At 71.3% G+C, this 22,526-nt stretch carries 19 protein-coding genes; 14 read left to right on the top strand and 5 right to left on the bottom strand.

The annotated features are described in order from the left end of the window. The first annotated feature begins 333 nt into the window (after positions 1-333). The gene (gene ddaH, locus P2P98_RS17920; protein WP_275801626.1) at positions 334-1,230 is read left to right on the top strand and encodes a dimethylargininase; all 897 of its coding nucleotides are present in this window, start codon (positions 334-336) and stop codon (positions 1,228-1,230) included. After that, positions 1,230-2,447, top strand: coding sequence for an ornithine--oxo-acid transaminase (gene rocD / locus P2P98_RS17915; RefSeq protein ID WP_275801624.1), 1,218 nt, complete (start codon positions 1,230-1,232; stop codon positions 2,445-2,447). The genes ddaH and rocD overlap by 1 nt, the downstream gene beginning before the upstream one ends. 320 nt (positions 2,448-2,767) lie before the next feature. On the opposite strand, the gene P2P98_RS17910 is transcribed toward rocD, so the two are convergent. Next, the gene (locus P2P98_RS17910) at positions 2,768-4,306 is read right to left on the bottom strand and encodes a molybdopterin-dependent oxidoreductase (protein ID WP_275801623.1); all 1,539 of its coding nucleotides are present in this window, start codon (positions 4,304-4,306) and stop codon (positions 2,768-2,770) included. Between the two features lie 49 nt (positions 4,307-4,355). Next, positions 4,356-5,291 carry an SDR family oxidoreductase gene (locus P2P98_RS17905; protein WP_275801621.1) on the bottom strand — a complete coding sequence of 312 codons (936 nt, stop codon included), beginning with the start codon at positions 5,289-5,291 and terminating at the stop codon, positions 4,356-4,358. Positions 5,292-5,442: 151 nt separating this feature from the next. On the opposite strand from P2P98_RS17905, the gene P2P98_RS17900 reads away from it, so the two are divergent. From P2P98_RS17900 to P2P98_RS17875, 6 genes are all read left to right on the top strand, one after another. Further along, positions 5,443-6,282, top strand: coding sequence for a helix-turn-helix transcriptional regulator (locus P2P98_RS17900; protein ID WP_275801619.1), 840 nt, complete (start codon positions 5,443-5,445; stop codon positions 6,280-6,282). 48 nt (positions 6,283-6,330) lie between these two features. Then, the gene (locus P2P98_RS17895) at positions 6,331-7,497 is read left to right on the top strand and encodes an alpha/beta fold hydrolase (protein ID WP_275801618.1); all 1,167 of its coding nucleotides are present in this window, start codon (positions 6,331-6,333) and stop codon (positions 7,495-7,497) included. 416 nt (positions 7,498-7,913) lie between these two features. Next, the gene (locus P2P98_RS17890; protein ID WP_275801616.1) at positions 7,914-8,960 is read left to right on the top strand and encodes an acyl-CoA dehydrogenase; all 1,047 of its coding nucleotides are present in this window, start codon (positions 7,914-7,916) and stop codon (positions 8,958-8,960) included. Further along, entirely contained in the window at positions 8,954-10,393 is a 1,440-nt protein-coding gene (locus tag P2P98_RS17885; RefSeq protein WP_275801614.1) for a bifunctional PIG-L family deacetylase/class I SAM-dependent methyltransferase, read from the top strand. Before P2P98_RS17890 ends, P2P98_RS17885 begins: the two co-directional genes overlap by 7 nt. Continuing rightward, positions 10,390-11,109 (top strand): glycosyltransferase family 2 protein, encoded by a 720-nt coding sequence (locus tag P2P98_RS17880; protein ID WP_275801613.1) that lies wholly within the window; start codon positions 10,390-10,392, stop codon positions 11,107-11,109. The genes P2P98_RS17885 and P2P98_RS17880 overlap by 4 nt, the downstream gene beginning before the upstream one ends. 85 nt (positions 11,110-11,194) lie before the next feature. Further along, positions 11,195-12,376, top strand: a complete 1,182-nt coding sequence (locus P2P98_RS17875; protein ID WP_275801612.1) for a zinc-dependent alcohol dehydrogenase — start codon at positions 11,195-11,197, stop codon at positions 12,374-12,376. A gap of 133 nt (positions 12,377-12,509) precedes the next feature. On the opposite strand, the gene P2P98_RS17870 is transcribed toward P2P98_RS17875, so the two are convergent. Continuing rightward, a complete protein-coding gene (locus P2P98_RS17870) occupies positions 12,510-13,733 on the bottom strand; it encodes a carbamoyl-phosphate synthase large subunit (RefSeq protein WP_275801611.1) in 1,224 nt (407 codons plus the stop codon). Positions 13,734-13,839: 106 nt separating this feature from the next. Between P2P98_RS17870 and P2P98_RS17865 the strand changes: the two genes are divergently transcribed. The 3 genes from P2P98_RS17865 to P2P98_RS17855 all read left to right on the top strand — a co-directional run bounded on the left by P2P98_RS17865 (position 13,840) and on the right by P2P98_RS17855 (position 17,505). Then, positions 13,840-15,636, top strand: coding sequence for a circularly permuted type 2 ATP-grasp protein (locus tag P2P98_RS17865; protein WP_275801609.1), 1,797 nt, complete (start codon positions 13,840-13,842; stop codon positions 15,634-15,636). After that, positions 15,630-16,562: an alpha-E domain-containing protein gene (locus P2P98_RS17860; protein WP_058596140.1), complete on the top strand. Its 933-nt coding sequence runs from the start codon at positions 15,630-15,632 to the stop codon at positions 16,560-16,562. The genes P2P98_RS17865 and P2P98_RS17860 overlap by 7 nt, the downstream gene beginning before the upstream one ends. Positions 16,563-16,659: 97 nt before the next feature. Further along, positions 16,660-17,505 (top strand): transglutaminase family protein, encoded by an 846-nt coding sequence (locus P2P98_RS17855; RefSeq protein WP_275801607.1) that lies wholly within the window; start codon positions 16,660-16,662, stop codon positions 17,503-17,505. Here the strand turns inward: P2P98_RS17855 and P2P98_RS17850 are convergent. Then, positions 17,489-18,112 (bottom strand): TetR/AcrR family transcriptional regulator, encoded by a 624-nt coding sequence (locus P2P98_RS17850; protein ID WP_275801605.1) that lies wholly within the window; start codon positions 18,110-18,112, stop codon positions 17,489-17,491. The genes P2P98_RS17855 and P2P98_RS17850 overlap by 17 nt on opposite strands. Before the next feature lie 72 nt (positions 18,113-18,184). Between P2P98_RS17850 and P2P98_RS17845 the strand changes: the two genes are divergently transcribed. Continuing rightward, positions 18,185-19,654, top strand: a complete 1,470-nt coding sequence (locus P2P98_RS17845; RefSeq protein WP_275801603.1) for an MDR family MFS transporter — start codon at positions 18,185-18,187, stop codon at positions 19,652-19,654. Positions 19,655-19,855: 201 nt separating this feature from the next. Here P2P98_RS17845 and P2P98_RS17840 read toward each other — a convergent pair whose 3' ends face one another. After that, positions 19,856-20,854, bottom strand: a complete 999-nt coding sequence (locus P2P98_RS17840; protein ID WP_275801602.1) for a LacI family DNA-binding transcriptional regulator — start codon at positions 20,852-20,854, stop codon at positions 19,856-19,858. A gap of 84 nt (positions 20,855-20,938) precedes the next feature. On the opposite strand from P2P98_RS17840, the gene P2P98_RS17835 reads away from it, so the two are divergent. Further along, entirely contained in the window at positions 20,939-21,358 is a 420-nt protein-coding gene (locus P2P98_RS17835) for an L-rhamnose mutarotase (protein ID WP_275801601.1), read from the top strand. Next, positions 21,355-22,521, top strand: coding sequence for an L-rhamnose isomerase (rhaI, locus tag P2P98_RS17830; RefSeq protein WP_275801599.1), 1,167 nt, complete (start codon positions 21,355-21,357; stop codon positions 22,519-22,521). Before P2P98_RS17835 ends, rhaI begins: the two co-directional genes overlap by 4 nt. The last annotated feature ends 5 nt before the right edge of the window (positions 22,522-22,526 follow it).

Here is a 22,526-nt window from a genome sequence, read left to right as displayed (position 1 = left end):
CGCCTTGGGCCGTGGGGAGGTCCCTGAGCCCGTCGACGGGACCGGCCGCGCCGTCGGGCCGGGCCGTGGCGGTGAACCCCCACGCGCCTTCGCCGGATCGCCGCCGTGCCCGCACGCGCGCCGCCCGCGCCTCCCCGCTCGCGCGCCGCCCGCGCCTCCCCGCTCGCGCGCCGCTCGCGCCTCCCCGCGCGCCCGTGCGAGAATGAGCGCGGCGTGCTCGGACCGACCTTTCCCCGCACGGTGCCGCCACAAGCTGATCGGCACCGTACGGGTTCGAAGGGCCACCGAGCCCCAGGACAGCGTCCGCCGCACCTTTTCTCCCGAGGAGCAGAGATGTCCGCTACCCCCTCCGCCGCCGCCGTCGAGACCTCACCGGTCGAGCGCGTGCAGCAGCACCGCCGGTACCTCATGTGCCGGCCCGAGCACTTCACGGTCAGCTACAGCATCAACCCGTGGATGGAGCCGTCCCGGCCCACCGATACCGCTCTGGCGCTGCGCCAGTGGCAGTCGCTGTACGACACCTACACGCAGCTCGGCCACGAGATCGAGCTCATCGACCCCGTCGAGGGTCTGCCCGACATGGTCTACACCGCCAACGGCGGCTTCGTCATCGACGGCGTCGCCTACGGTCCGAAGTTCCGGTTCCGCGAGCGTGCCGCCGAGGCGCCGGCGTTCATCGACTGGTTCGCCGCCAACGGGTTCGAGGTCGCCGAGCCCGTCGAGGTCAACGAGGGTGAGGGCGACTTCCTGCTCGTCGGCAACACGATCCTCGCGGGTACCGGATTCCGCTCCACGGGCGACAGCCACCGCGAGGTCGGCGAGGTCTTCTCGCGCGAGGTCGTGTCGCTGACGCTCACCGACCCGCGGTTCTACCATCTCGACACCGCGATCGCCGTGCTCGACCCGGTCGAGGGTCCTTCGACAGGCTCAGGAACCGGCGGCGTCGAGAAGGCGAACATCGCCTACCTGCCGAACGCGTTCGACGAGCGCAGCCAGGCGATCCTGCGCGAGCGCTACCCCGACGCGATCCGGGTCTCGGATGCCGACGGCGCGGTGTTCGGCCTGAACTCGGCCAGCGACGGCAAGAACGTCATCATCTCGCCGCGCGCCGTGGGCTTCGAGGCGCAGCTGCGCGAGCGCGGCTACACCCCCGTGAAGGTAGACCTGTCCGAGCTGCTGCTCGGCGGCGGCGGCATCAAGTGCTGCACGCTCGAACTGCGGGGGGCGTGATGGGCGCCACCCTCGAGAACCTCGGTCTCGCCCTCATCCAGGCCGAGAGCGCGCACGTCGCGCACAACTACCACCCGCTTCCCGTCCTCGCGCACAGCGCCGAGGGTGTCTGGGTGACCGACATCGAGGGCAAGCGGTACCTCGACCTTCTGTCGGCGTACTCGGCCCTGAACTTCGGTCACGGGCACCCCGCGATCCTCGCCGCGGCCCGCGAGCAGCTCGAGAAGCTCACGCTCACGAGCCGCGCGTTCCACAACGACCGGCTGGGGCCCTTCGCCACGGCCCTGTCGCAGCTGTGCGGCAAAGACCTCGTGCTGCCGATGAACACCGGCGCCGAGGCGGTCGAGACCGGCATCAAGGTCGCCCGCGCGTGGGGATACCGCACGAAGGGCATCGCCCCGGATGCCGCGACGATCATCGTCGCGAACGGCAACTTCCACGGCCGCACCACGACGATCGTGGGCTTCAGCGACGACCCCGTCGCGCACGACGACTTCGGTCCGTACGCGCCGGGCTTCGTGCACGTCCCGTACGGGAACGCGGATGCCATCGCCGCAGCGATCGACGAGAACACCGCCGCGGTGCTCCTCGAGCCGATCCAGGGCGAGGCGGGCGTCATCGTGCCGCCGGAGGGGTTCCTCCGCCGGGTCCGCGAGATCTGCACCGAGAACAACGTGCTCTTCATCGCGGATGAGATCCAGTCGGGTCTCGGCCGCGTGGGCGAGACGTTCGCGTGCGACCGCGAGGGCGTCGTCCCCGACGTGTACCTCCTCGGCAAGGCCCTCGGCGGCGGCATCGTTCCGCTGTCGGCGGTCGTGGCGAACGAGGACGTGCTCGGCGTCATCCGTCCCGGTGAGCACGGCTCGACGTTCGGCGGCAACCCGCTCGCGGCCGCTGTGGGTTTGCAGGTCGTCGAGATGTTGGCATCCGGAGAATTCCAGACCCGCGCGAAGGCCCTCGGCGAGCATCTCGAGGCGGCGCTGCAGGCGCTCGTCGGCCGCGGGGTCACCGAGGTGCGCATCGCGGGGCTGTGGGCCGGCGTCGACATCGACCCGGCGTACGGAACGGGCCGTGAGATCGCGGAGAAGCTCCTCGCCCGCGGCGTGCTGGTGAAGGACACGCACGGGCAGACGATCCGCATCGCCCCGCCGCTGACGATCCGCGCGACCGAGCTGGACTGGGCCGTCGAGCAGTTGCGGCACGTCCTGTCGGCCTGACTCGCGGACGCGCCTCTCCGGTCCTCCGGTCGGCCGTGTCCCACTTTGTGCAGATCTCCGGTGCGATTGCTGCACAAAGTGGGACATGTGCGATGCGTGGGATCGGCTGCACGGCATCCGGACGTATGCGTGTCCCACTTTGTGCAGATCTCCGTTGTGATTGCTGCACGAAGTGGGACATGAGCGATGCGTGGGATCGGCTGCACGGCATCCGGACGTATGCGTGTCCCACTTTGTGCGGTTCTCAGGTGAGATTCCTGCACGAAGTGGGACACGGGATGCCACGGGCCGACGCACCGCGGCCCAGACGCGGGGCGGGGTCAGGCGACCGAGATCGTGATCTCGTCCCAGCCCGTCGCGCCGTCGGGAGCGGGCGCCGCGCGATTCGGCGTCTGGGTCTCGCCGGTGGTCGAGATCGCGCGGCAGCGCACGGTGTGGGAGCCGCTGGTCGCGGTCCACGGCAGGCTCCACTGCACCCAGGTGTCGGTCGAGATCGCGCTCGCGAGCTTCGCGGGCTGCCAGGCGCCGTCGTCGATCTGCACCTCGACGCCGGAGACGCCGACATGCGTCTGCCACGCGACACCGGCGACGACCCCGTCATCCGCGGCCACACGGGCGCCCGCGCGGGGAACGTCGATGCGTGACTGCAGCTTGACCGGTCCGCGCTCCGACCATCCGCGCGAGGTCCAGTACCCCTCGGCGCGGTCGTAGCGCGTGACCTCGAGCTCGCTCACCCACTTGGTCGCGGAGACGTACCCGTACAGGCCCGGTACCACCATGCGCACCGGGAACCCGTGCGCGAGGGGCAGCGGTTCGCCGTTCATCCCGATCGCGAGCAGGGCGTCGCGGTCATCGGTCAGCGCTTCCAGGGGACTGGATGCCGTGAACCCGTCGACGGAGTGGGAGAGCACCATGTCGGCCTCCGCCGTCGGCTTCGCCCGCGCGAGGACGTCGCGGATCGGCACCCCGAGCCACCGGGCGTTCCCGATGAGGTCGCCACCGACCTCGTTCGACACGCACACGAGGGTCGCGACCGTCTCCTTCTGGGGGAGGGCGACGAGGTCGTCCCACCTCAGCACGACCTCCTGCTCCACGAGTCCGTGCACGCGCAGACTCCAGGTGGCCGGGTCGATCTGCGGCACCACGAGAGCGGTGTCGATGCGGTAGAAGTCGGACGACGGCGTGATGACCGGGGAGAGGCCGTCGATCTTCAGGTCGGCGGTGGCGGGCACCGCGGTCGTGGTGGTCGGGCTCGGAAGGCGGAGGGCGGCACGCACCGCGCTGACCGCTCGGGCGCCGCTGCTCAGCGCGACGGATCCGGCCGCGGCGAGAGCGCCGGCCAGGACCGCCACGCCCGAGAGCGCCAGGACCCCGCGGCGGGTGGGACCGGTGGAGGTCTCGGGGGAGGTCGCGGTAGGCCGAAGTCGGCCGATGAGCATTCCCGCCACGACGGCGGCGGCGGCGCCCGCAATCAGCGACGGCACGGGAGACAGCAGCCCCGCATCGGGGTGGACCAGCGACACGAGAGCGCCGATCACACCGAGCGCCGCGAGGAGCACTCGGCCCCACGGAGGCCGACGTCGTTCGACGACGCCGGCGGCCCCGGCGACGGCGAGCACCAGCACCGCGATTCCGACCAGGAGCGCGGTCTTGTCTGCCGTCCCGAAGAGGCTGATCGCGAGGTCTTTCGCCCACGCCGGGGCGAGGTCGATCATGCCTCCGCCGATCACGGCGAAGGGGCTGGCCGAGGGCGAAATGAGCGCGGCGCCCAGTTCGCCGAGACCGGCACCGAGAACCGTCGCCGCAATCGCCGCGGCGATCGCCGGAAGGTCGCGCGTGCGCGAGGATGCGGGGGCCACGAGGGGAGCCTACGGAGCGCTGAGGGTCGCGGCGCCGGAGGCGCGGAATTCATAGCGAACCGGCATGCACCCCCGCGAGCCGCAGCGAGGTGTCCCAGACGCGCGCCGCCTCGTCGAGGTCGCGCAGCGGACGGTACAGCGGGTGGGTGCCGGGGCCTCCGCCGAGGTGGCCGAGGCCGGTCGGACCGTAGAGCCGGTCGCTGCGCGGGTCGTCGGTTGTGGCGGCGAGCAGCGCCGGCAGAGCGGCGGTGGACGCCGTGCCCACGACCAGCCCCCGCGCCGACATCCAGCGGATCACGCGCACGGCCGTCGTGTCGGCGGTCCGCCCGATCTCGGGGCGCGCCGCGAGAAGGTTCGTCGGTGCGACACCCGGGTGCGCCACGACGCTCCGCAGGCCCCATCCCTCGCGCCGCGATCGTTCGTCGAGCTCTCGCGCGAACAGACCGAGGGCGATCTTCGACGCCGAGTACGCCCGCTGCCCGTCGTAACGACGCTCGCTCTCGAGGTCGTCCCACTCGATGCGCCCGCGAGCGGCGGCGATGCTCACCTGGCTGACGACGCGCGCCCCTCCGGCCTTCAGGAGCGGCAGCAGATGACCGACGAGGGCGACATGCCCCAGGTGGTTCGTCCCGAACTGCACCTCATGCCCGTCGACGGTGGTCTGCCTCTCCGGGGGCGTCATGACGCCGGCGTTGTTGATCAGGATGTGCACCGGCATCCCCTCCGTCTCCAGAGCGGCGCCGAATGACGCGACCGACTCGAGCGACGCGAGGTCGAGGTCATGGAGGGCGATCCGGGCGTCCGGGTGACGATCCCGGATGCCACGCGCCGCCCGCTCGCCCTTCTCGCGGTTGCGGACGGGGAGCACCAGCTCGGCCCCGGCCGCCGCGAGGCGCTCGGCCATGACGAGTCCCATGCCGTCGCTGCCGCCGGTCAGGACGACACGACGGCCGGCGAGGGAGGGGAGGGTGATGTCGCGGGTCATGAGGGCTCCTTCGAGGTTCGTTGCTTCAGCATCACGCGGTCGACCGCGCGGAGACAGGGCCCGTCGATCCCCGGCTGGCGAGGCCGTGGCACGTGAGAGGGGGATCGGCGCGCCCTGGTTCGGGGCGGCCCCGGACGGTAGACAGGACGACGTGATCGATCGAGCCGCACTGGCGGACTTCCTGCGCACCCGTCGCGAGGCGCTGCAGCCCGAGGATGTGGGGCTGCCGCGCGGCGTGCGGCGGCGCACCCGCGGCCTGCGGCGCGAGGAAGCCGCCGCGCTCAGCCACATGTCGACCGACTACTACGCCCGGCTCGAGCGGGAGCGGGGACCCCAGCCGTCCGAGCAGATGTTGGCATCCATCGCCCAGGGGCTGCACCTCTCGCGCGCCGAACGTGATCACCTGTTCCGCTTGGCGGGTCATGTGCCCTCCGAGCACGGGCTGGGAGGGGAGCACATCAGCCCGGGGCTGCTGCGCGTGCTCGACCGCCTCGACGACACCCCGGCCGAGGTCGTCACCGAGCTCGGTGAGACGCTGCGGCAGTCGCGGCTCGGGGTCGCGTTGACGGGAGACGCGAGCCTCCGCCGCGGGTCGATGCGTAGCCTCGGCTATCGATGGTTCGCCGACCCGGCATCGCGCGCGCTCTACCTGCCGGACGATCACGCGTTCCTCAGCCGCCTCTTCGCCTCGGGACTGCGCGAGATCGTCGGGCGGCGCGGGCCCGGCTCGCGCGCTGCCGATCTCGCCGACGATCTGCTGCGGCGCAGCGAGGAGTTCCGCGACCTGTGGGCGCGTCACGAGGTGGGGCTGCGTCCGCTCGACACCAAGCACTTCCTGCACCCGACCGTGGGCGAGATCGAGGTGCACTGCCAGACGCTGGTCGACCCCGGCACGAGCCACTCCCTGCTCGTCTACACCGCCGCGCCCGGCAGTGAGAGCGCGGAGAAGCTGCGGTTGCTGGCCGTGGTGGGCCCCGCCGTCCCCGCGTGAGGCCGGCGCCTCGCCCGCGGCACCGCACGGACGGGTAGCGTGCTGAGCATGCGCGAGAACGTCCGCCGAGTTCGGCGCCCCGCCGCCGAGGGGGCGCCGGCGTTCGACCTCGCCTACGTCCGTTCGGGGCCACGCGGCGCGACGCCCGTTCTCGTCATCCCCGGCGGCCCCGGGCTCGCCTCGGTGCTGCCGTACCGGGGGCTGCGTCGCTGGGCGGCGCGGGGCGGGCTCGACCTGATCATGGTCGAGCACCGCGGCGTCGGCCGCTCACGCAACGACCTCGCTGGCGAACCCCTTCCGCCCGAGGCCATGCGCATCACCGCCGTGCTCGACGATCTCGCGGCCGTCCTCGACGCCGAGGGCGTCGACCGTGCGGTGATCGTCGGCTCGTCGTACGGCAGCTACCTGGCCATGGCGTTCGGGGCGCGGCATCCGGAGCGGGTCCACGCCATGCTGCTCGACTCCGCCCTGCAGTCTGCGCACGACATCGACCTCGAGCGTGAGTGCCTGAGGGAGTTGTTCTGGGATGCCGACGACGACATGGCGCGCGGGGTGAGGCGTCTCGTGTCCGCCGGCGTGTCGGAGCGGATCGTGCTCGACATCGTGCGCGCCGCGTACGAGCTCGGCGGCCCCGACCTCGTGCATCCGCTCGTGCGGCACGAGCCCGGTTTCGCGTGGCGTGCGCTAGGCGCCTACGCCACACGTGGCGCCGAGATCGCACGCTTCCCGGGCCTCTACGAGTTCGACCTCGTCGGCACGATCGCCTTCCGCGAGCTGGGGTACGGCGGCACCCCCGACGGGCACCCGCTCGACCCGGCCCGCACGTATCTCCCACTCGCGTCGCGGTATCCGGCCTTCGCCGGGGAGCCGTACGACCTCATCGAGGCGGTGCGTTCGTTCGACTGGCCGCTCGTGGTGCTCTCGGGCGACCGCGATCTGCGCACCCCGTCGGCGATCGCCGAGCGCGTGGTCGCCGCGGCTCCGGATGCCACCCTCGTGCGCATCCACAACGGGCACAGCGCCCTCGACACCCACCCCATGGCGCTTCTGAACGCGGTGCGGCGGCTGGTCCGGGGCCAGCAGGACCGCCTGCCCGCCGACGAGCCCGCGCTCGATCGTCTGCCCCGCAAGGGCCTGTCTGCGTCGTTCCCCGCCCTGCTGCTGCACGTCGCCCACCTCGACGCCCTGCTGCGCAAGCGCGTGCTGCATCGCTGATCCGCGGCATCCGCTGTCCGTCCCTGCGGGGCTCGGTGGGGGCACAGGGGGTGCCGTCGTGCGGAGTTCGGGGGTGACACGCCGTGCGCGGTGGCCGCGGGGCGGCGTGTTGCCGGTGTTCTCCGCCGGACGGTACAGCCGAGGGCGGCCGGAGCGGCGGCGGGGTCGGCAGTCGTCGGCGGGCCGGGTCGGAGTGGGGCCGGCCGGTGGGGTGCCTTCGCGGCCGTGGTCGGTGTGCCGTCGTGCGGAGTTCGGGGCCGACACGCGGTTCGGGGTGGCCGGTCAGCGGCGTGTTGCGGGTGGTCTCCGCGTGACGGTACAGGGCGGGAGTCGGGCAGTCACGGCGTGCCTGCCCGGGATGAGTGACCGTGTCAAGGATCTGGCCCTATCCGACCTCGCCGCGGAACCTGGCGCGCGTGACCGACGGCGACCATCCCCGCTTCCCCCTCCTGCTCCCGCCCGACACCCCCGGACTCGACGACGTGCGTGCGACGCTGACCGGGGCGGATGCCGTCGGCGACCTCGGCACCGACCTCGCCGCCACGCTCGCCTGGGTCACGGGCGTCGGCCGGCCGCGCTCGCTCGCCGCGACGTGGGAGCTGCTCGCCTCGGTCGCCGCGCGCGACGTCGCCGCGGCGCGGATGCTGGAGCCGCACCTCGACGCCCTCGCGATCCTCGACGAGGCCGCCGCGGACGGTTTCGACCCCGACGTCGACCCAGGCGGGTCGTGGGGCGTCTTCGCCGCGGAAGGACCCGGCGTGCGACTGACGGCGACACAGGATGCCGGCACCTGGACGCTGCACGGCACCAAACCCTGGTGCTCCCTCGCCGCCGACCTCGACCACGCGCTCGTGACCGCCTGGGTCGACGACGAGCGCCGGCAGCTCTTCGCCCTCGACCTGCGCGACCCCGCCGTGACGGCGCGCTCGGGACCGTGGCACGCGCGCGGCCTCGACCGTGTCGTCAGCGCGCCCATCGACGTCGACGGAGCTCCGGCGGTCCCGGTGGGGGATGCCGGGTGGTATCTGCGCCGTCCGGGGTTCGCGCACGGCGGCGTGGGCGTGGCGGCGTGCTGGTGGGGCGGCGCCGTTCCCCTTCGGGACGCACTCGCCGCGGCCGCGGCGGAGGAGCGCGCCGACCAGCTCGCCCGCGTTCATCTCGGCCGCGCCGACGTCGCCCTCTGGGCTGCGCGCGCCGTCCTCGTCGAGACGGCGACGGTGTTCGACGCCGGGAGCTCGGCATCCGAGGGTCTTCGGGCGAACCGCGCGCGCAGCGTCGTCGCCGACGCGGTCGAGACCACCCTCGCCGAGGCGGCTCACGCGCTCGGGCCCGGTCCGCTCGTCGCCGACGAGGCGCACGCCCGGCGCGTGGCCGACCTCCAGGTGTACATCCGGCAGCACCAGGCCGACCGCGACCTCGCGAGGATCGGCGGTGACATCGCCGCGGGGAGGGGCGCATGGTGAGCTTCGACCACCGTGATCCCGGCACGGACGAGGACGTCTGGACCGCCGCTCTCCGCCGCGCTCTCCCCGCGCTCGACCTCGACGTTGATCGGGTGATCGTGGTCGCTGCGCACCCCGACGACGAGAGTCTCGGTGCGGCGGGTCTGCTGGCCACGGCGGCCAGCCGCGGCATGCCGATCGACCTCCTCGTCGTGACCGACGGAGAGGGGTCCCACCCCGACTCGCCCACGCACAGCCCCGCGACGCTGGCGTTGCGCCGCCGCCGGGAGGTGCTCGACGCGGCCGACATTCTCGGTCTGGTCGAGCCGCCGATCTTCCTCGGGCTGCCTGACGGGGGTACGGACCAGCATCGCGACACGATCGCCGAGGCGCTTCGCGACGCCCTCGACCGCGCGGGCCCGCACCGGGTGCTCGTGCTGTCTCCGTGGCGAGGCGACGGGCACCGCGATCACCGCGTCGTGGGAGAGATCGTCGAGGAGGTCTGCGCTGCGCGACAGGTGCGCTCGCGCGCGTTCCCGATCTGGCTGTGGCACTGGGGCGGCCCCGACGACGTGCCGTGGGATCAGGTCGAGCGCCTGCCCCTCGACCCAGAGGCTCAGGATGCCAAGACCCGAGCGCTCGCCGCGCACACGAGCCAGATCCTCCCGCTCTCTTCGGCTCCCGGCGACGAGGAGATGATCCACGCCCGCATGCGTGCGCACTTCGTCCGCGACAGCGAGGTGTTCTTCGCCCCGGTCCCGGCTCCCGCCGCGGCTTCGGACCCCGCCGGAGCGGAGGCCCCCGATGTCGGGACGGCCCCGCCCGCTGAAACGGCACCCGCCGCGCGCCCCTCCGTCGGGCAGGACTACTTCGACGACATGTACGCGCGACACGACGACCCGTGGGGCTTCGACTCGCGCTGGTACGAAGAGCGCAAGCGCGCCGCGCTGCTCGCGGCACTGCCCCGACGGCGCTACCGCGCGGCGTTCGAGGCCGGGTGCTCGACCGGTGCGCTGACGGCCGAGCTCGCCGAGCGGTGCGATCGCGTGCTCGCGGTCGACCTCGCGCCGGCGGCCCTCGACCGCGCTCGCCGGCGGCTCCAAGGCCGCGCGAACGTGGACCTGCACCGCGCCACGCTCCCCGCTGACTGGCCCGAGGGTGTCTTCGATCTCGTCGTGCTGTCCGAGGTGGCGTACTACTGGGCCGGTGCCGATCTCGATCGCGGGTTCACCGCGAGCGTTGGCTCACTTATCGACGACGGTCATCTCGTGGCCTGCCACTGGCGGCATCCGGTCGCCGAATACCCCTGGACCGGTGACGACGTGCACGACGCGCTCGCCGCGCGTCCCGACCTCGTGCGGCTGGTGCGACACGAGGAGGAGGACTTCGTGCTCGAGGTGTTCGCCCGCCCGGGGGCACGGTCGGTGGCTGCCGAGGCGGGACTCGTGCCGTGACGGCGGTGGCCGTGGTGATCCCCGCGCACGACGAGGAGGCGCTGATCGGGCGCTGCCTCGCCTCGGTGACCCGCGCGGTGGCGCACGCGCACGAGCGCGACCCGGATCTCGCCGCGACGATCGTTGTCGTGCTCGACGCGTGCACCGACACGACGGGCCTTCAGGTACGACGCTGGCCGGTGGAGGCGCTCGAGATCTCGGCGCGCAACGTCGGAACCGCCCGGCGCGCGGGGGTCGCACACGCGCTCACGTTCCGCGATTCGCCCCCGGGCGACACGTGGGTCGCGATGACGGATGCCGACACCGTCGTGCCGCGCGACTGGATCACGCACCAGCTCGAGCTGATGGATGCCGGGATCGACCTCGTCCTCGGCACGGTCCGCCCCGACTTCGCCGACCTCAGCGCCCGCCACGCGGCGTACTGGCGCGCGACGCACGAGCGGGGCCGCCCGCCGGGCAACGTGCACGGGGCCAATCTCGGCGTGCGCGCGAGCACGTACGTCGAGGCCGGTGGCATCCGGGATCTCGTCGAGCACGAGGATGTCGCACTCGTGCGCGCGGTGCGGGCTCTGGGCGCGCGCGAACGCGCGAGCGACGTGCACGAGGTCGAGACGTCGGGTCGGTTCACCGGGCGCACCCCCGGCGGGTACGCCGCGTTCCTGCGCCGAGTGCACGCGTGGGTCGACGCCGCGCCGCTCGCGGCACCGGGTGCCTGACCCTTCGAGCGGGGTTCGTCAACCACCTCGGTCGCTCTCGGGGTGCCGCGCAGACTGGCCGTCCCCCGGAAAGAGAGGCACCACCATGAAGGCACTGACCTGGCAGGGCACGAGAAACGTGAGCGTCGAGGAGGTCCCCGACCCCGAGATCCTCGAACCGACCGACGCGATCGTGAAGATCACCTCGACGGCGATCTGCGGCTCCGACCTGCACCTGTACGAACTCTTCGGCCCCTTCATCGACAGAGGCGACGTGCTCGGCCACGAGCCGATGGGCGTCGTCGTCGAGGTCGGCTCGGCCGTGACGAACCTCGCGGTCGGCGACCGCGTCGTCGTGCCGTTCAACATCTCGTGCGGGCACTGCTTCATGTGCCGCCGCGGACTGCAGTCGCAGTGCGAGACCACGCAGGTGCGCGAGTACGGCAGCGGCGCGGCCCTCTTCGGCTACACCAAGCTCTACGGCCAGGTGCCCGGCGGCCAGGCGGAGTACCTGCGCGTGCCGCTGGCCGACTACAACCACATCCGCGTCGGCGACGACCTGCCCGACGACCGCTACCTCTTCCTCAGCGACATCGTCCCCACCGCCTGGCAGGGCGTGCAGTACGCGAACGTCCCCGAGGGCGGCACGCTCGCGGTGATGGGCCTCGGCCCGGTGGGCCAGTTCGCCGCCCGCATCGGCGTGCACCTCGGCTATCGCGTGCTCGCGATCGAGCCCGAGCCCGAGCGGCGCGCGATGGCCGAGCGCCACGGCATCCTGACCTACGACCTGACCGACACGGTCGTCGACGAACTGATCGACCTGACCGAGGGGCGCGGTGCGGACGGGGTCGTGGATGCCGTCGGCATGGAGGCCCACGGCAACGGCGGCGCGAAGCTGGCGCAGAACGCCGTCGGCCTGCTGCCCGACGCCTTCGCGCGGAAACTCATGGACAAGGCCGGGATCGACCGGCTCGCGGCGGTCTACGCCTCGATCGACCTCGTGCGGCGCGGCGGAACGGTGTCGCTCAGCGGTGTGTATGCGGGCGAGGCCGACATCCTGCCGATGAAGACGATGTTCGACAAGCAGCTGAACCTGCGCATGGGTCAGTGCAACGTCAAGCGGTGGATCGACGACCTGCTTCCGCTCGTCGAAGAGCCCGCCGACCCTCTCGGAGTGATGGATCTGGTGACCCACCACGCCCCGCTGGAGGACGCCCCCGACCTGTACGAGACGTTCCAGAAGAAGGAGGACGGCTGCATCAAGGTGGTGCTGCGACCCGGTTCCTGAGGCCCCGCTCGGGTACCGTCACGCGGAGTCCGGCCGTGACACTCCGGACCGGGGTCGTCCCTGGCGGCGTGTCGGCCGCGAACTCCGCGAGACGGCCCGGGGCGCTCCGCCAGGGACTCCGGATGCCGGGGAGTTACGCGCGACCCGCGTGCACGGCCTCGAGGGCCTCGGCATCCGCGCCGCTCATGCCCTCGATCGGTTCGCCGTTCCACACGATGTCGTCGCCGAGCGCCGCGAGGATCTCTTTGCGGTCGCCGTGCGAGATCTTCGCGCCGTGGACGATGGTCGCCGGGCTCCAGAGCATCGCCGCGCCGTCCCACCAGCCCGCGCCGACGTCGCGCACGTGCAGCAGGTCGTGCAGGGTCTTGGGCAGGTGCTTCAGCGGCTCGGTGAACGCGTCGGCGAGCACCGCGAGGGTGATCTGGCGCTCCGTGCCGGGGATCGCGACCACCGGTTCGGTGAGCTCGCCCTGGATGGCCTTCGACACGTCCTCGGCGTCCAGCAGGATGACGCCGTTCGTGGGGCGCGGGTTGCACTCGATGATCTTGTAGTCGGGGGCCGCCTCGGTGCCGTGGTCGACGAAGTCGAAAGAGATCTGGCCCGTGAACCCGGGGTCGAGGGTGTCGACGAGCTGCTGCGTGTAGCGCAGGGTGTCGGTGCTGTCGACGGCGATGAACGCGATCGCGGTCGAGTGCGCCCACTGCTCGGCGGCCTTGTAGGTGGTGTGCGCCTGCACCTTGCCGTCGACGACCACGCTGTAGGTGCAGACCATCGGCCCGTCGACGAAGGGCTGGACGAGCCAGGGCTGCTCGGGCGTGGGCACGCACTCTTCGACGGGGATCTTGCCGGCGAGCGGGCCGGTGTTCGTCAGCAGGCCGACTCCGCCGCGCGAGAACGCCGCGCGGGCGAAGTACCGGGGGAACGAGTCGATCGCCGTGCGCAGTTCCTCGGGAGAGGTGACGACGACGGTCTCGGGGATGGGGACCCCGGCATCCTGAGCCAGGCGCTGGAAGCTCGCCTTGTCGTGCAGGCGCGCGAGGTCGGCGAAGGTGCCGGAGAAGAGGCGGACACCGGACGGGAGGTCGGCCACGCGCGCGGCGAGGTAGAAGACCTCCTCGAACGTGGGGATGATCAGGTCGATGTCGTGCTTCTCGACGTAATCGCTCACCGCGGCGATGAACGCGTCGGTCTCGAATCGCGGCGACGGGGTGGCGAGGTGCCCGGCGAGGAAGCGCGAGTGGTTGCCCACGGCTCCGTCGTAGGTGTCGCTCGCGAAGACCGTGTGGCCGACGCTTCCGAGCTTGCGGATGAGGTCGAGGGCGAAGGTGTTACGGGAACTGGTGACGAGCACGCGCATGGAGGCACCCTTTGTCGTGACGGCGGACGTTGGCGTCACTCTATCCACCAGCCGGGGTCCCCGCCGGGAAACGTGTCGGCAACACGGCCGTGAGTAGAGTCGTCGCATGGGTGACCTGTTCGACGGTTACGGCTCCACGCTGGCGCCGCGCAAGACCGCTTCCGGCGTCCCGGCGTTCGATGAGATGTTCGGCCTTCCGGCGAGTCCCGGAGAAGCCGCCCCCTCTCGTGAGGCGTACCGGGAGCTGTACCAGACGCTCGCGAAGATGACGCAGGAAGAGCTGCGCGGCCGCACCGAGTCGCTCGCCAGTTCGTACCTCGCGCAGGGCGTGACGTTCGACTTCGCGGGTGAGGAACGGCCCTTCCCGCTGGACGCCGTGCCCCGCGTGATCGCCTACGACGAGTGGTCGCGAATCGAGGCCGGCGTCAAGCAGCGTGTCCGTGCGCTCGAGGCCTTCCTCGACGACGCCTACGGGAATCAGCACTGCGTGCGCGACGGCATCCTGCCCGCGGGCCTCATCTCGTCGTCGCAGTACTTCTACCGCCAGGCGGCCGGCATCCGCAGTGCCAACGGCGTGCGCATCCAGGTGTCGGGGATCGACTTGATCCGCGACGAGCACGGCGAGATGCGCGTGCTCGAAGACAACGTGCGCGTGCCCTCGGGCGTCTCGTACGTCATCTCGAACCGTCGCGTCATGGCGCAGACGCTGCCCGAGCTGTTCGTCTCGATGCGCGTGCGCCCCGTCGGCGACTACCCCAACAAGCTTCTCGCGGCCCTTCGCGCGTCGGCCCCGCCCGGAATCGACGACCCGAACATCGTCGTGCTCACGCCGGGTGTCTACAACTCGGCGTACTTCGAGCACACGTTGCTGGCTCGCCTGATGGGCGTCGAGCTGGTCGAGGGCCGGGACCTGCTGTGCATCGGCGGCAAGGTGTTCATGCGCACCACGCGCGGCCCGCAGCGCGTCGACGTGATCTACCGCCGCGTCGACGACGACTTCCTCGACCCGCTGCAGTTCCGCGCCGACTCGATGCTCGGAGCCCCCGGCCTCATGCTGGCGGCGCGCCTGGGAAACGTCACGATCGCGAACGCCGTGGGCAACGGCGTCGCGGACGACAAGCTGCTCTACACCTATGTGCCCGACCTCATCCGGTACTACCTCGCCGAGGAACCGATCCTCAAGAACGTCGACACCTGGCGGCTCGAGGATCCGGGCGCCCTCGAAGAGGTGCTCGATCGCCTTCCCGAGCTCGTGGTGAAACCCGTCGACGGGTCGGGCGGCAAGGGCCTCGTCGTGGGCCCGGATGCCTCGCCCGCCGAACTCGACGCGCTTCGCAAGCGCCTCCTCGCCGACCCCCGCGGGTGGATCGCACAGCCGGTCGTCATGCTCTCGACGATCCCGACGCTCGTCGAGGACGGCATGCGTCCGCGGCACGCCGACCTGCGCCCCTTCGCCGTGAACGACGGCGACGACATCTGGGTGCTGCCCGGCGGGCTCACGCGCGTCGCGCTTCCCGAGGGGCAGCTCGTCGTGAACTCCAGCCAGGGCGGCGGCTCGAAGGACACATGGGTGATCGGCGGCGCCGCCCCCTCGCACGTCGAGTACGGCCAGGGCAACGGTGTTTCGGGCCTCGTCGCCGATCAGGCGGCGGTCACCGAGTCGATCCCGATCATCTACGACGGTCAGCCGGCTCCCGCCACCGCTCCCCGCGACCCGCGCGCGGGCGGACGGGAGCAGCAGGAACAGCAGCAGCAGGATGCCGTCGTCGAGCACGGTCCGCAGGCCGAGCAGCAGCAGCAACAGGCCGAGCGACGGGTTCCGGACCCTTCGACGGGCTCAGGGTCCTCGGCGGGCTCAGGGTCCTCGGCGGGCTCGGAGACGGGGGAGGCCGACTCATGCTGAGTCGCATCGCAGAAAGCCTGTTTTGGATCGGGCGGTACATCGAGCGCAGCGACGGGACCGCGCGCATCCTCGACGTCCACCTGCAGCTCCTCCTCGAGGACCCCTGGATCGACGAGGACACCGCGTGCCGGTCGCTCCTCAGCGTCATGGGGTCGGCGTGGCCCGAGAACGTCGACACCGTGCGCCGCGACGACGTGCTGGCCCGCCTCGCGGTGGACCGCATGAATCCGTCGAGCATCGCGTACTCGATCACCGCGGCGCGTGAGAACGCCCGCCGCGCGCGCGAGATCGTCTCGACCGAGCTGTGGGAGATCCTCAACACCACGAACTCCCGGATGCCACGGCGTCTGCAGACCGAGAAGGTGCACGAGTTCTTCCAGTGGGTGCGAGAGCGCGCCGCCCTGGCGATCGGCATCGTCGACTCGTCGACGAACCGCGACGAGGCGTGGCAGTTCTTCACGCTCGGGCGCAGCATCGAGCGCACCGACATGACCGCGCGGCTCCTCGCGACGCGGTCGCTCACCGAGGTCTCGGGTCCCTCGTGGACGACCATCCTCCGCTCGTGCGGCGCGTACGAGGCCTACCTGCGCACCTATCGCGGGATGCCGAGCGCCCGCAACGCGGCGGAGTTCCTGCTGCTCGACCGCCTGTTCCCGCGCTCGATCATCTACTCGATCCAGCGCGCCGAGGACTGCATGAGCGCGATCGACCCCCGCGCCGACCGGGTCGGCCACTCGAACACGGTGCTGCGCGCGCTCGGCCAGATCCGCAACGACCTCGAGTACCGCCCGGTCAGTGACGTTCTCACCGACCTGCCCGAGCACATGCAGCGCGTGCAGACGGTGACGCGCGAGGCGTCGGAGGCGATCCGATCGCGCTTCTTCCCGACGCAGGCCGAGCCCAGCTGGATCGGAGAGATCTCATGACCCTTCGACAGGCTCAGGGACCCCATCGACAGGCTCAGGGACCCCTTCGACAGGCTCAGGGACCCTTGGCGCGACGCCAGGGTGAAGGGAACGTGCGATGAAGCGTCTGCGGATCGAGCACCAGACCGGCTTCGCCTACCCCGGCGACGTGTCGGCGTCGTACAACGAAGCGCGCATGCTGCCGCACTCGACCGACAGTCAGTTCGTGCTGAGCTCCTCGCTCGACATCGAGCCGTCGACGTCGGTCAACCAGTACGTCGACTACTTCGGTACGCGCGTCGCCGCCTTCGACGTGCTCTCTCCCCACGCCGCGCTCACGATCACGGCGCGCTCGCTCGTCGAGGTGCGCCCGCGACCGATCGAGCACGCCGACATCACGTGGGAGCAGCTCGCGGTCGAGGCGGCGGGGTCGATCGCGACGGTCGAGCAACTGACGCAGACGCGCCGCACGGCCCCGCACCCCGAGGTGGTCGAGCTCGCGCGCTCGATCGCCGCGCAGCACGATCGTCCCGGTCCCGCGGCGCACGCGATCGCCGAGGCGATCGGCGACGCGATCGATTACATGCAGGGCGTCACGGGGGTGCACTCGACCGCGGTCGACGCGTGGGAGTCGCGCAAGGGCGTCTGTCAGGACATCGCCCACATCGCGATCGGGGCCCTGCGTGAGGTCGGCATCCCGGCCCGGTACGTCTCGGGCTACCTGCACCCGAAGCCCTCGGCGGAGGTGGGGGAGGCCGTGACCGGTGAATCCCACGCGTGGGTGGAGTGGTTCGCCGGGGACTGGCAGGGCTTCGACCCGACGAACAACATCGAGATCGGCGACCGGCACGTGCTCGTCGGCCGAGGCCGCGACTACAACGACGTGCCGCCGCTGCGCGGCGTGTACGCCGGTCCCGGCAAGAGCCAGCTCAAGGTGAAGGTGACGATCACGCGCGAGACGTGACGGCGTGGCTCAGCCGCGCCTGCACCTCGCGGTGCAGATCCTCGAGGGTGGCGGTCTCGCCGACGTCGTGGCGGCGGGCCCACTCGTCGAGGGTCGTCCTCATCTCGAGGCCGGCGATGCCCAGGGCCGTGCGGACGTCGAGTTCGGCGAGGCCGATCCGCTCGGCGATCTCGGGCACGAAGCGGTCGGCCGAGGTGACCTCTCGGCGGACGGCAGCGCCGAGCAGCGCGGGCTCGTGGGCGATGAGCCGACGCACGCGCAAGAAGCGCTCGCGCGCTCGGGCGTCGGCATCCAGGAGCTCCAGCTCGCGCGCGAACACCTGACGGAGCGCGGTCAGCAGGGCTGCGATGTCGTCGCCGACCTCGGCGACCCCGGCGAGGGCGTCGGCGAAGCGACCGTCGTCGACGAAGACGGCGTCTTCCTTCGTGCCGGCCAGGCGGAAGAACGTGCGCGGAGAGACGCCCGCGCGCGCGGCGATCTCGTCGACCGTGGTGCCGGAAACGCCCTTCTCCTCGAACAGATCGAGGGCGGCAGCGCAGATCTCCACCGCGGTCTCGCGACGGCGGCGGTCGCGCAGGCCCTCGACGGGGGCTGCCGGGGTGCTCATGTCCGATACAGTAGTCGATGTCTTATTGGCAGTAACTGCCAACTTGCCCGTCACTGCTCAGATTGGTCGCTCATGGTCGCCACCGGAACCGTTCCCGCCGCTGCCCCACCCGGAAAGCCTGCCGTCCGCCCGGGCGCCGTCATCGCGCTGCTGGTCGTCGCCGCGTTCGTCGTCATCCTCAATGAGACGGTCATGGGTGTCGCCCTGCCCGAGCTCATGCGCGAGCTCGACATCTCGGCCGCCACGGCGCAGTGGCTGACCACCGCGTTCCTCCTGACGATGGCGGTCGTGATCCCCACGACGGGCTTCCTCATCCAGCGCCTGCCGCTTCGGACCCTGTTCTTCACGGCGATGGGCCTGTTCACCCTGGGCACCGTGATCGCGTCGTTCGCGCCCGGTTTCGGCGTGCTGTTGGTGGGGCGCATCGTGCAGGCGTGCGGCACCGCGATCATGCTGCCGCTGCTGTTCACGACCGTGCTGAACGTCGTGCCGGCCCACCGGCGCGGTCGCATGATGGGGCTCATCTCGATCGTCATCTCGGTCGCCCCGGCCATCGGGCCCACCGTGTCGGGCCTGATCCTCTCGGTCTTCCCCTGGCGGGCGATGTTCATCGTCATGATCCCGATCGCCCTGATCGCCATCGCGCTCGGCGCGCGCTGGGTGCGCAACCTGACCGACACGCGACGCGTCACCCTCGACGTCGTCTCGGTCGTGCTCTCGGCGCTGGCCTTCGGCGGCCTCATCTTCGGCCTGTCGAGCATCGGCGAAGCGGCGGGCGGGCACGAGATCGTCCCGGTCTGGATGCCGCTGGCCCTGGGCGCGATCGCTCTGGCCGTGTTCATCGTGCGTCAGCTGCGTCTCGGATCGACCGATCGCGTGCTGTTGAACCTCGGCGTCTTCCGGCACTCGTCGTTCACTGTGGCGGTGATCCTCGTCGTCGTGGCGATGACGACGTTGTTCGGCGTGCTCATCCTGCTGCCGCTGTACCTGCAGAACGTCCTCGGGCTCGGTACGCTCCCCACCGGACTCATGCTGCTTCCCGGCGGTCTGCTGATGGGTCTCATGGCCCCGCTCGTCGGCAACCTCTTCGACCGCTTCGGCGCGCGCCCGCTCGTCCTCCCGGGCGCCGTCGTCGCCGGTGTGGCGCTGTGGGGTTTCGCCACTCTCTCGGCCACGACGCCCGTCGGCTTCGTCATCGCCGTGCACTGCCTGCTGAGCTTGGGGTTGGCGTTCATGTTCACCCCGCTCATGACCTCGGCGCTCGGCTCGCTCCCGCGTGAGCTCTACCCGCACGGCTCCGCGATCGTGTCCACCGTCCAGCAGCTCGCGGGAGCCGCGGGCACGGCGGTGTTCGTGACGCTGATGACGGTGGGTGCCGCGTCGGCGGCGAGCGGGGGAGCGAGCATCGTGGATGCCACGGCCTCCGGCATCCACACCGCCTTCTTCGTCGCGGCGTGCCTGTCGATCGCCGTGATCGTGCTCGCGGTGTTCGTGCGGACGCCGAAGCCGGCCGAGGGTGTGGAGGGGGTGCCGGCGCACTGAGGGGTGCGCGCTGCCTGCGCCGTCCCGCGGCGTGAGCGTCCTGCCATCCGTGACTTGCGGCATATGCTCGCTCGGCGGCTCCCGTCGCGTGCGTATGGCGCAAGTCACCGGAGGGGGCGGGGATCATGCGGGGCCACGCGTCGGGTGCCGGTGTGAACGGCGCGCGTCGCCAGGATCGGAGCGCCGAGCGAGAGCAGAGCTCTACCCGCTCGACGCCCGCACGACCAGCTCCGGCTGGAACCGCACCTGCTGTCCTTCCGGATCGACGCCGCCGTCGAGCTGGCGCAGCAGCAGGTCGACGGCGGTCGAGCCCAGGGTCTCGGCGGGCTGGCGGACCGAGGTGAGGGGCACCACGGTCGCGGCGGCGAAGTCGATGTCGTCGTAGCCGACGAGCGCGATGTCGTCGGGCACGCGGATGTCGCCGAGCATCGTCAACGCCTGCAGGACACCCACGGCCAGCAGGTCGTTGGCGGCGAACACCGCGTCCGGTCGGTCGTCGCGTTCGCGCAGTCGCTCGCCGGCGGCGCGCCCGGCGAGGACGGTCATGGCATCCGTCTCGATGACCTCGAGGGACGCGCCGTCGACCTCGACGACCGCGCGACGGGCCCCCGCGAGACGGTCGGCGACCTGCCGGGTGCTGAGCGGGCCGGCCACGAAGGCGATGCGTCGACGCCCCTGCGCGAGAAGGTGCGCGACCGCGAGGTGGCCGCCTTCGACGTCGTCGACCGACACGGTGCAGACGTCGTCTCGGGTGGTCTGCTCGTCGACGAGGACGACCGGGATGCCGGCAGCTGCGAGGTGCTCCACCGCGTCTCCGGGGGCGTCGGCCGGGGTGAGGAGAACCCCCGCGACCCGCTGCTCGCGGAACTGGTCGAGGTAGAGGCGTTCCTGGTCGGTGTCGGCCCCGCTGGATCCGAGGAGGACGACGTACCCGTCGGCGGCGGCGCGAGCTTCGGCACCGCGGGCGACGGCGGCGAAGAACGGGTTGCCGACATCGAGCACGATCAGCGCGATCGCGCGGCTCCGGCCGGCGCGCAGCTGGCGCGCGGCGTCGTTGCGCACGTAGCCGAGGGCGTCGATCGAGGCGCGGACACGCTCGACGACTCCAGGGGACACCGTGTCGCGGGCGTTGAGCACATTCGAGACGGTTCCCACGGAGACGCCGGCGTGCGCGGCGACGTCTTTGATTTTGACCGCCATGATCCGACGACGATATCGCACGCGTCGGAGCATCGTGCTACCGTGTCGTGAAACGATTCATTTCTCGAGGAAGAGAACTCCGTCATGTCCGCACAGACCACGCGCGTCTGCTTCGAACTCCGTATCTGGCCCGACCTGGTCGACGAGTACGTCGCGCGTCACACGCCGGTGCGCGCGGAGATGCTCGAAGAGATCGCCGCCGCCGGGCGCCGCAACTACTCCCTGTTCCTCGGCGAGGGCGGCCGGCTCATCGGCTACTACGAGACCGACGACGATGCCGCAGCGCAGGCGTATCTCGCTGCTTCGCCCATCGCCGCGAAGTGGGAAGACGAGATGTCCGCCTTCTTCATCGGACTCGAGAGTCGGCCCGACCAGGCCGCGACCCCCCTCACCGAGGTGTTCCACCTCGCCGACCAGCTCGCGGAGGCCACGCCCGCGGCATCCGTCCCTTCCGCCGACGCCGAGTCCCCGGCATCCGCCCCGACCGAAAGCACCCGCTCATGACGACGTTGTCTCCCGAGATCCTCTCGGCCCTCGAAGCCCAGGCCATCGAGCTCCCCTCGTGGGCGTTCGGCAACTCCGGAACCCGCTTCCGTGTGTTCCCCACCGCCGGGACCCCGCGCGACCCGTTCGAAAAGATCGCGGATGCCGCCGAGGTCAACCGCCTGACCGCTCTCGCCCCCACGGTTGCCCTGCACATCCCGTGGGACCTCGTCGACGACTACACGGCGCTCCGCCGCCACGCGGAAGACCTCGGTGTGAAGCTCGGCACAGTCAACTCGAACACCTTCCAGGACGAGGACTACAAGTTCGGCGCCCTCACGCACCACGACGAGCGCATCCGCCGCAAGGCCATCGACCACCACCTCGAGTGCATCGACGTGATGGATGCCACGGGCTCGCGCGACCTGAAGATCTGGCTCGCCGAGGGCTCGAACTACCCCGGACAGAACGACATGCGCGGCCGTCAGGACCGCCTCCAGGACTCGCTGCAGCAGATCTACGCGCGCCTCGGCGACGACCAGCGTCTGGTGCTCGAGTACAAGTTCTTCGAGCCGTCGTTCTACCACACCGACGTTCCCGACTGGGGGACCTCCTACGCCCAGGTCGCCTCGCTCGGTGACAGAGCGATGGTCTGCCTCGACACCGGTCACCACGCCCCCGGCACGAACATCGAGTTCATCGTCATGCAGCTCCTGCGCCTCGGAAAGCTCGGGTCGTTCGACTTCAACTCGCGCTTCTACGCCGACGACGACCTCATCGTCGGAGCGGCCGACCCGTTCCAGCTGTTCCGCATCCTGTTCGAGGTCGTACGCGGCGGGGGCCTGAACAACCCCGACGTGGCGTTCATGCTCGACCAGTGCCACAACATCGAGGACAAGATCCCCGGGCAGATCCGCTCGGTGCTCAACGTCCAGGAGATGACGGCCCGTGCCCTGCTCGTCGACCGTGAGGCGCTCACGGCGGCCCAGCAGGCCAACGACGTGCTCGGCGCCAACGCGGTGCTGATGGACGCCTTCTACACGGACGTGCGTCCCGCGCTCGCCGAGTGGCGCGAGTCGCGCGGCCTTCCCGCCGACCCGATGGCCGCGTTCGCGGCATCCGGATACCTGCCCCGCATCGCCGAAGAGCGCGTCGGCGGCACCCAGGCCGGCTGGGGCGCCTGACCGCA

Origin of the sequence: Microbacterium sp. Kw_RZR3, assembly GCF_029222405.1 — a bacterium.
Classification (GTDB): domain Bacteria; phylum Actinomycetota; class Actinomycetes; order Actinomycetales; family Microbacteriaceae; genus Microbacterium.
This window is presented reverse-complemented; position numbering and strand designations above follow the sequence as displayed.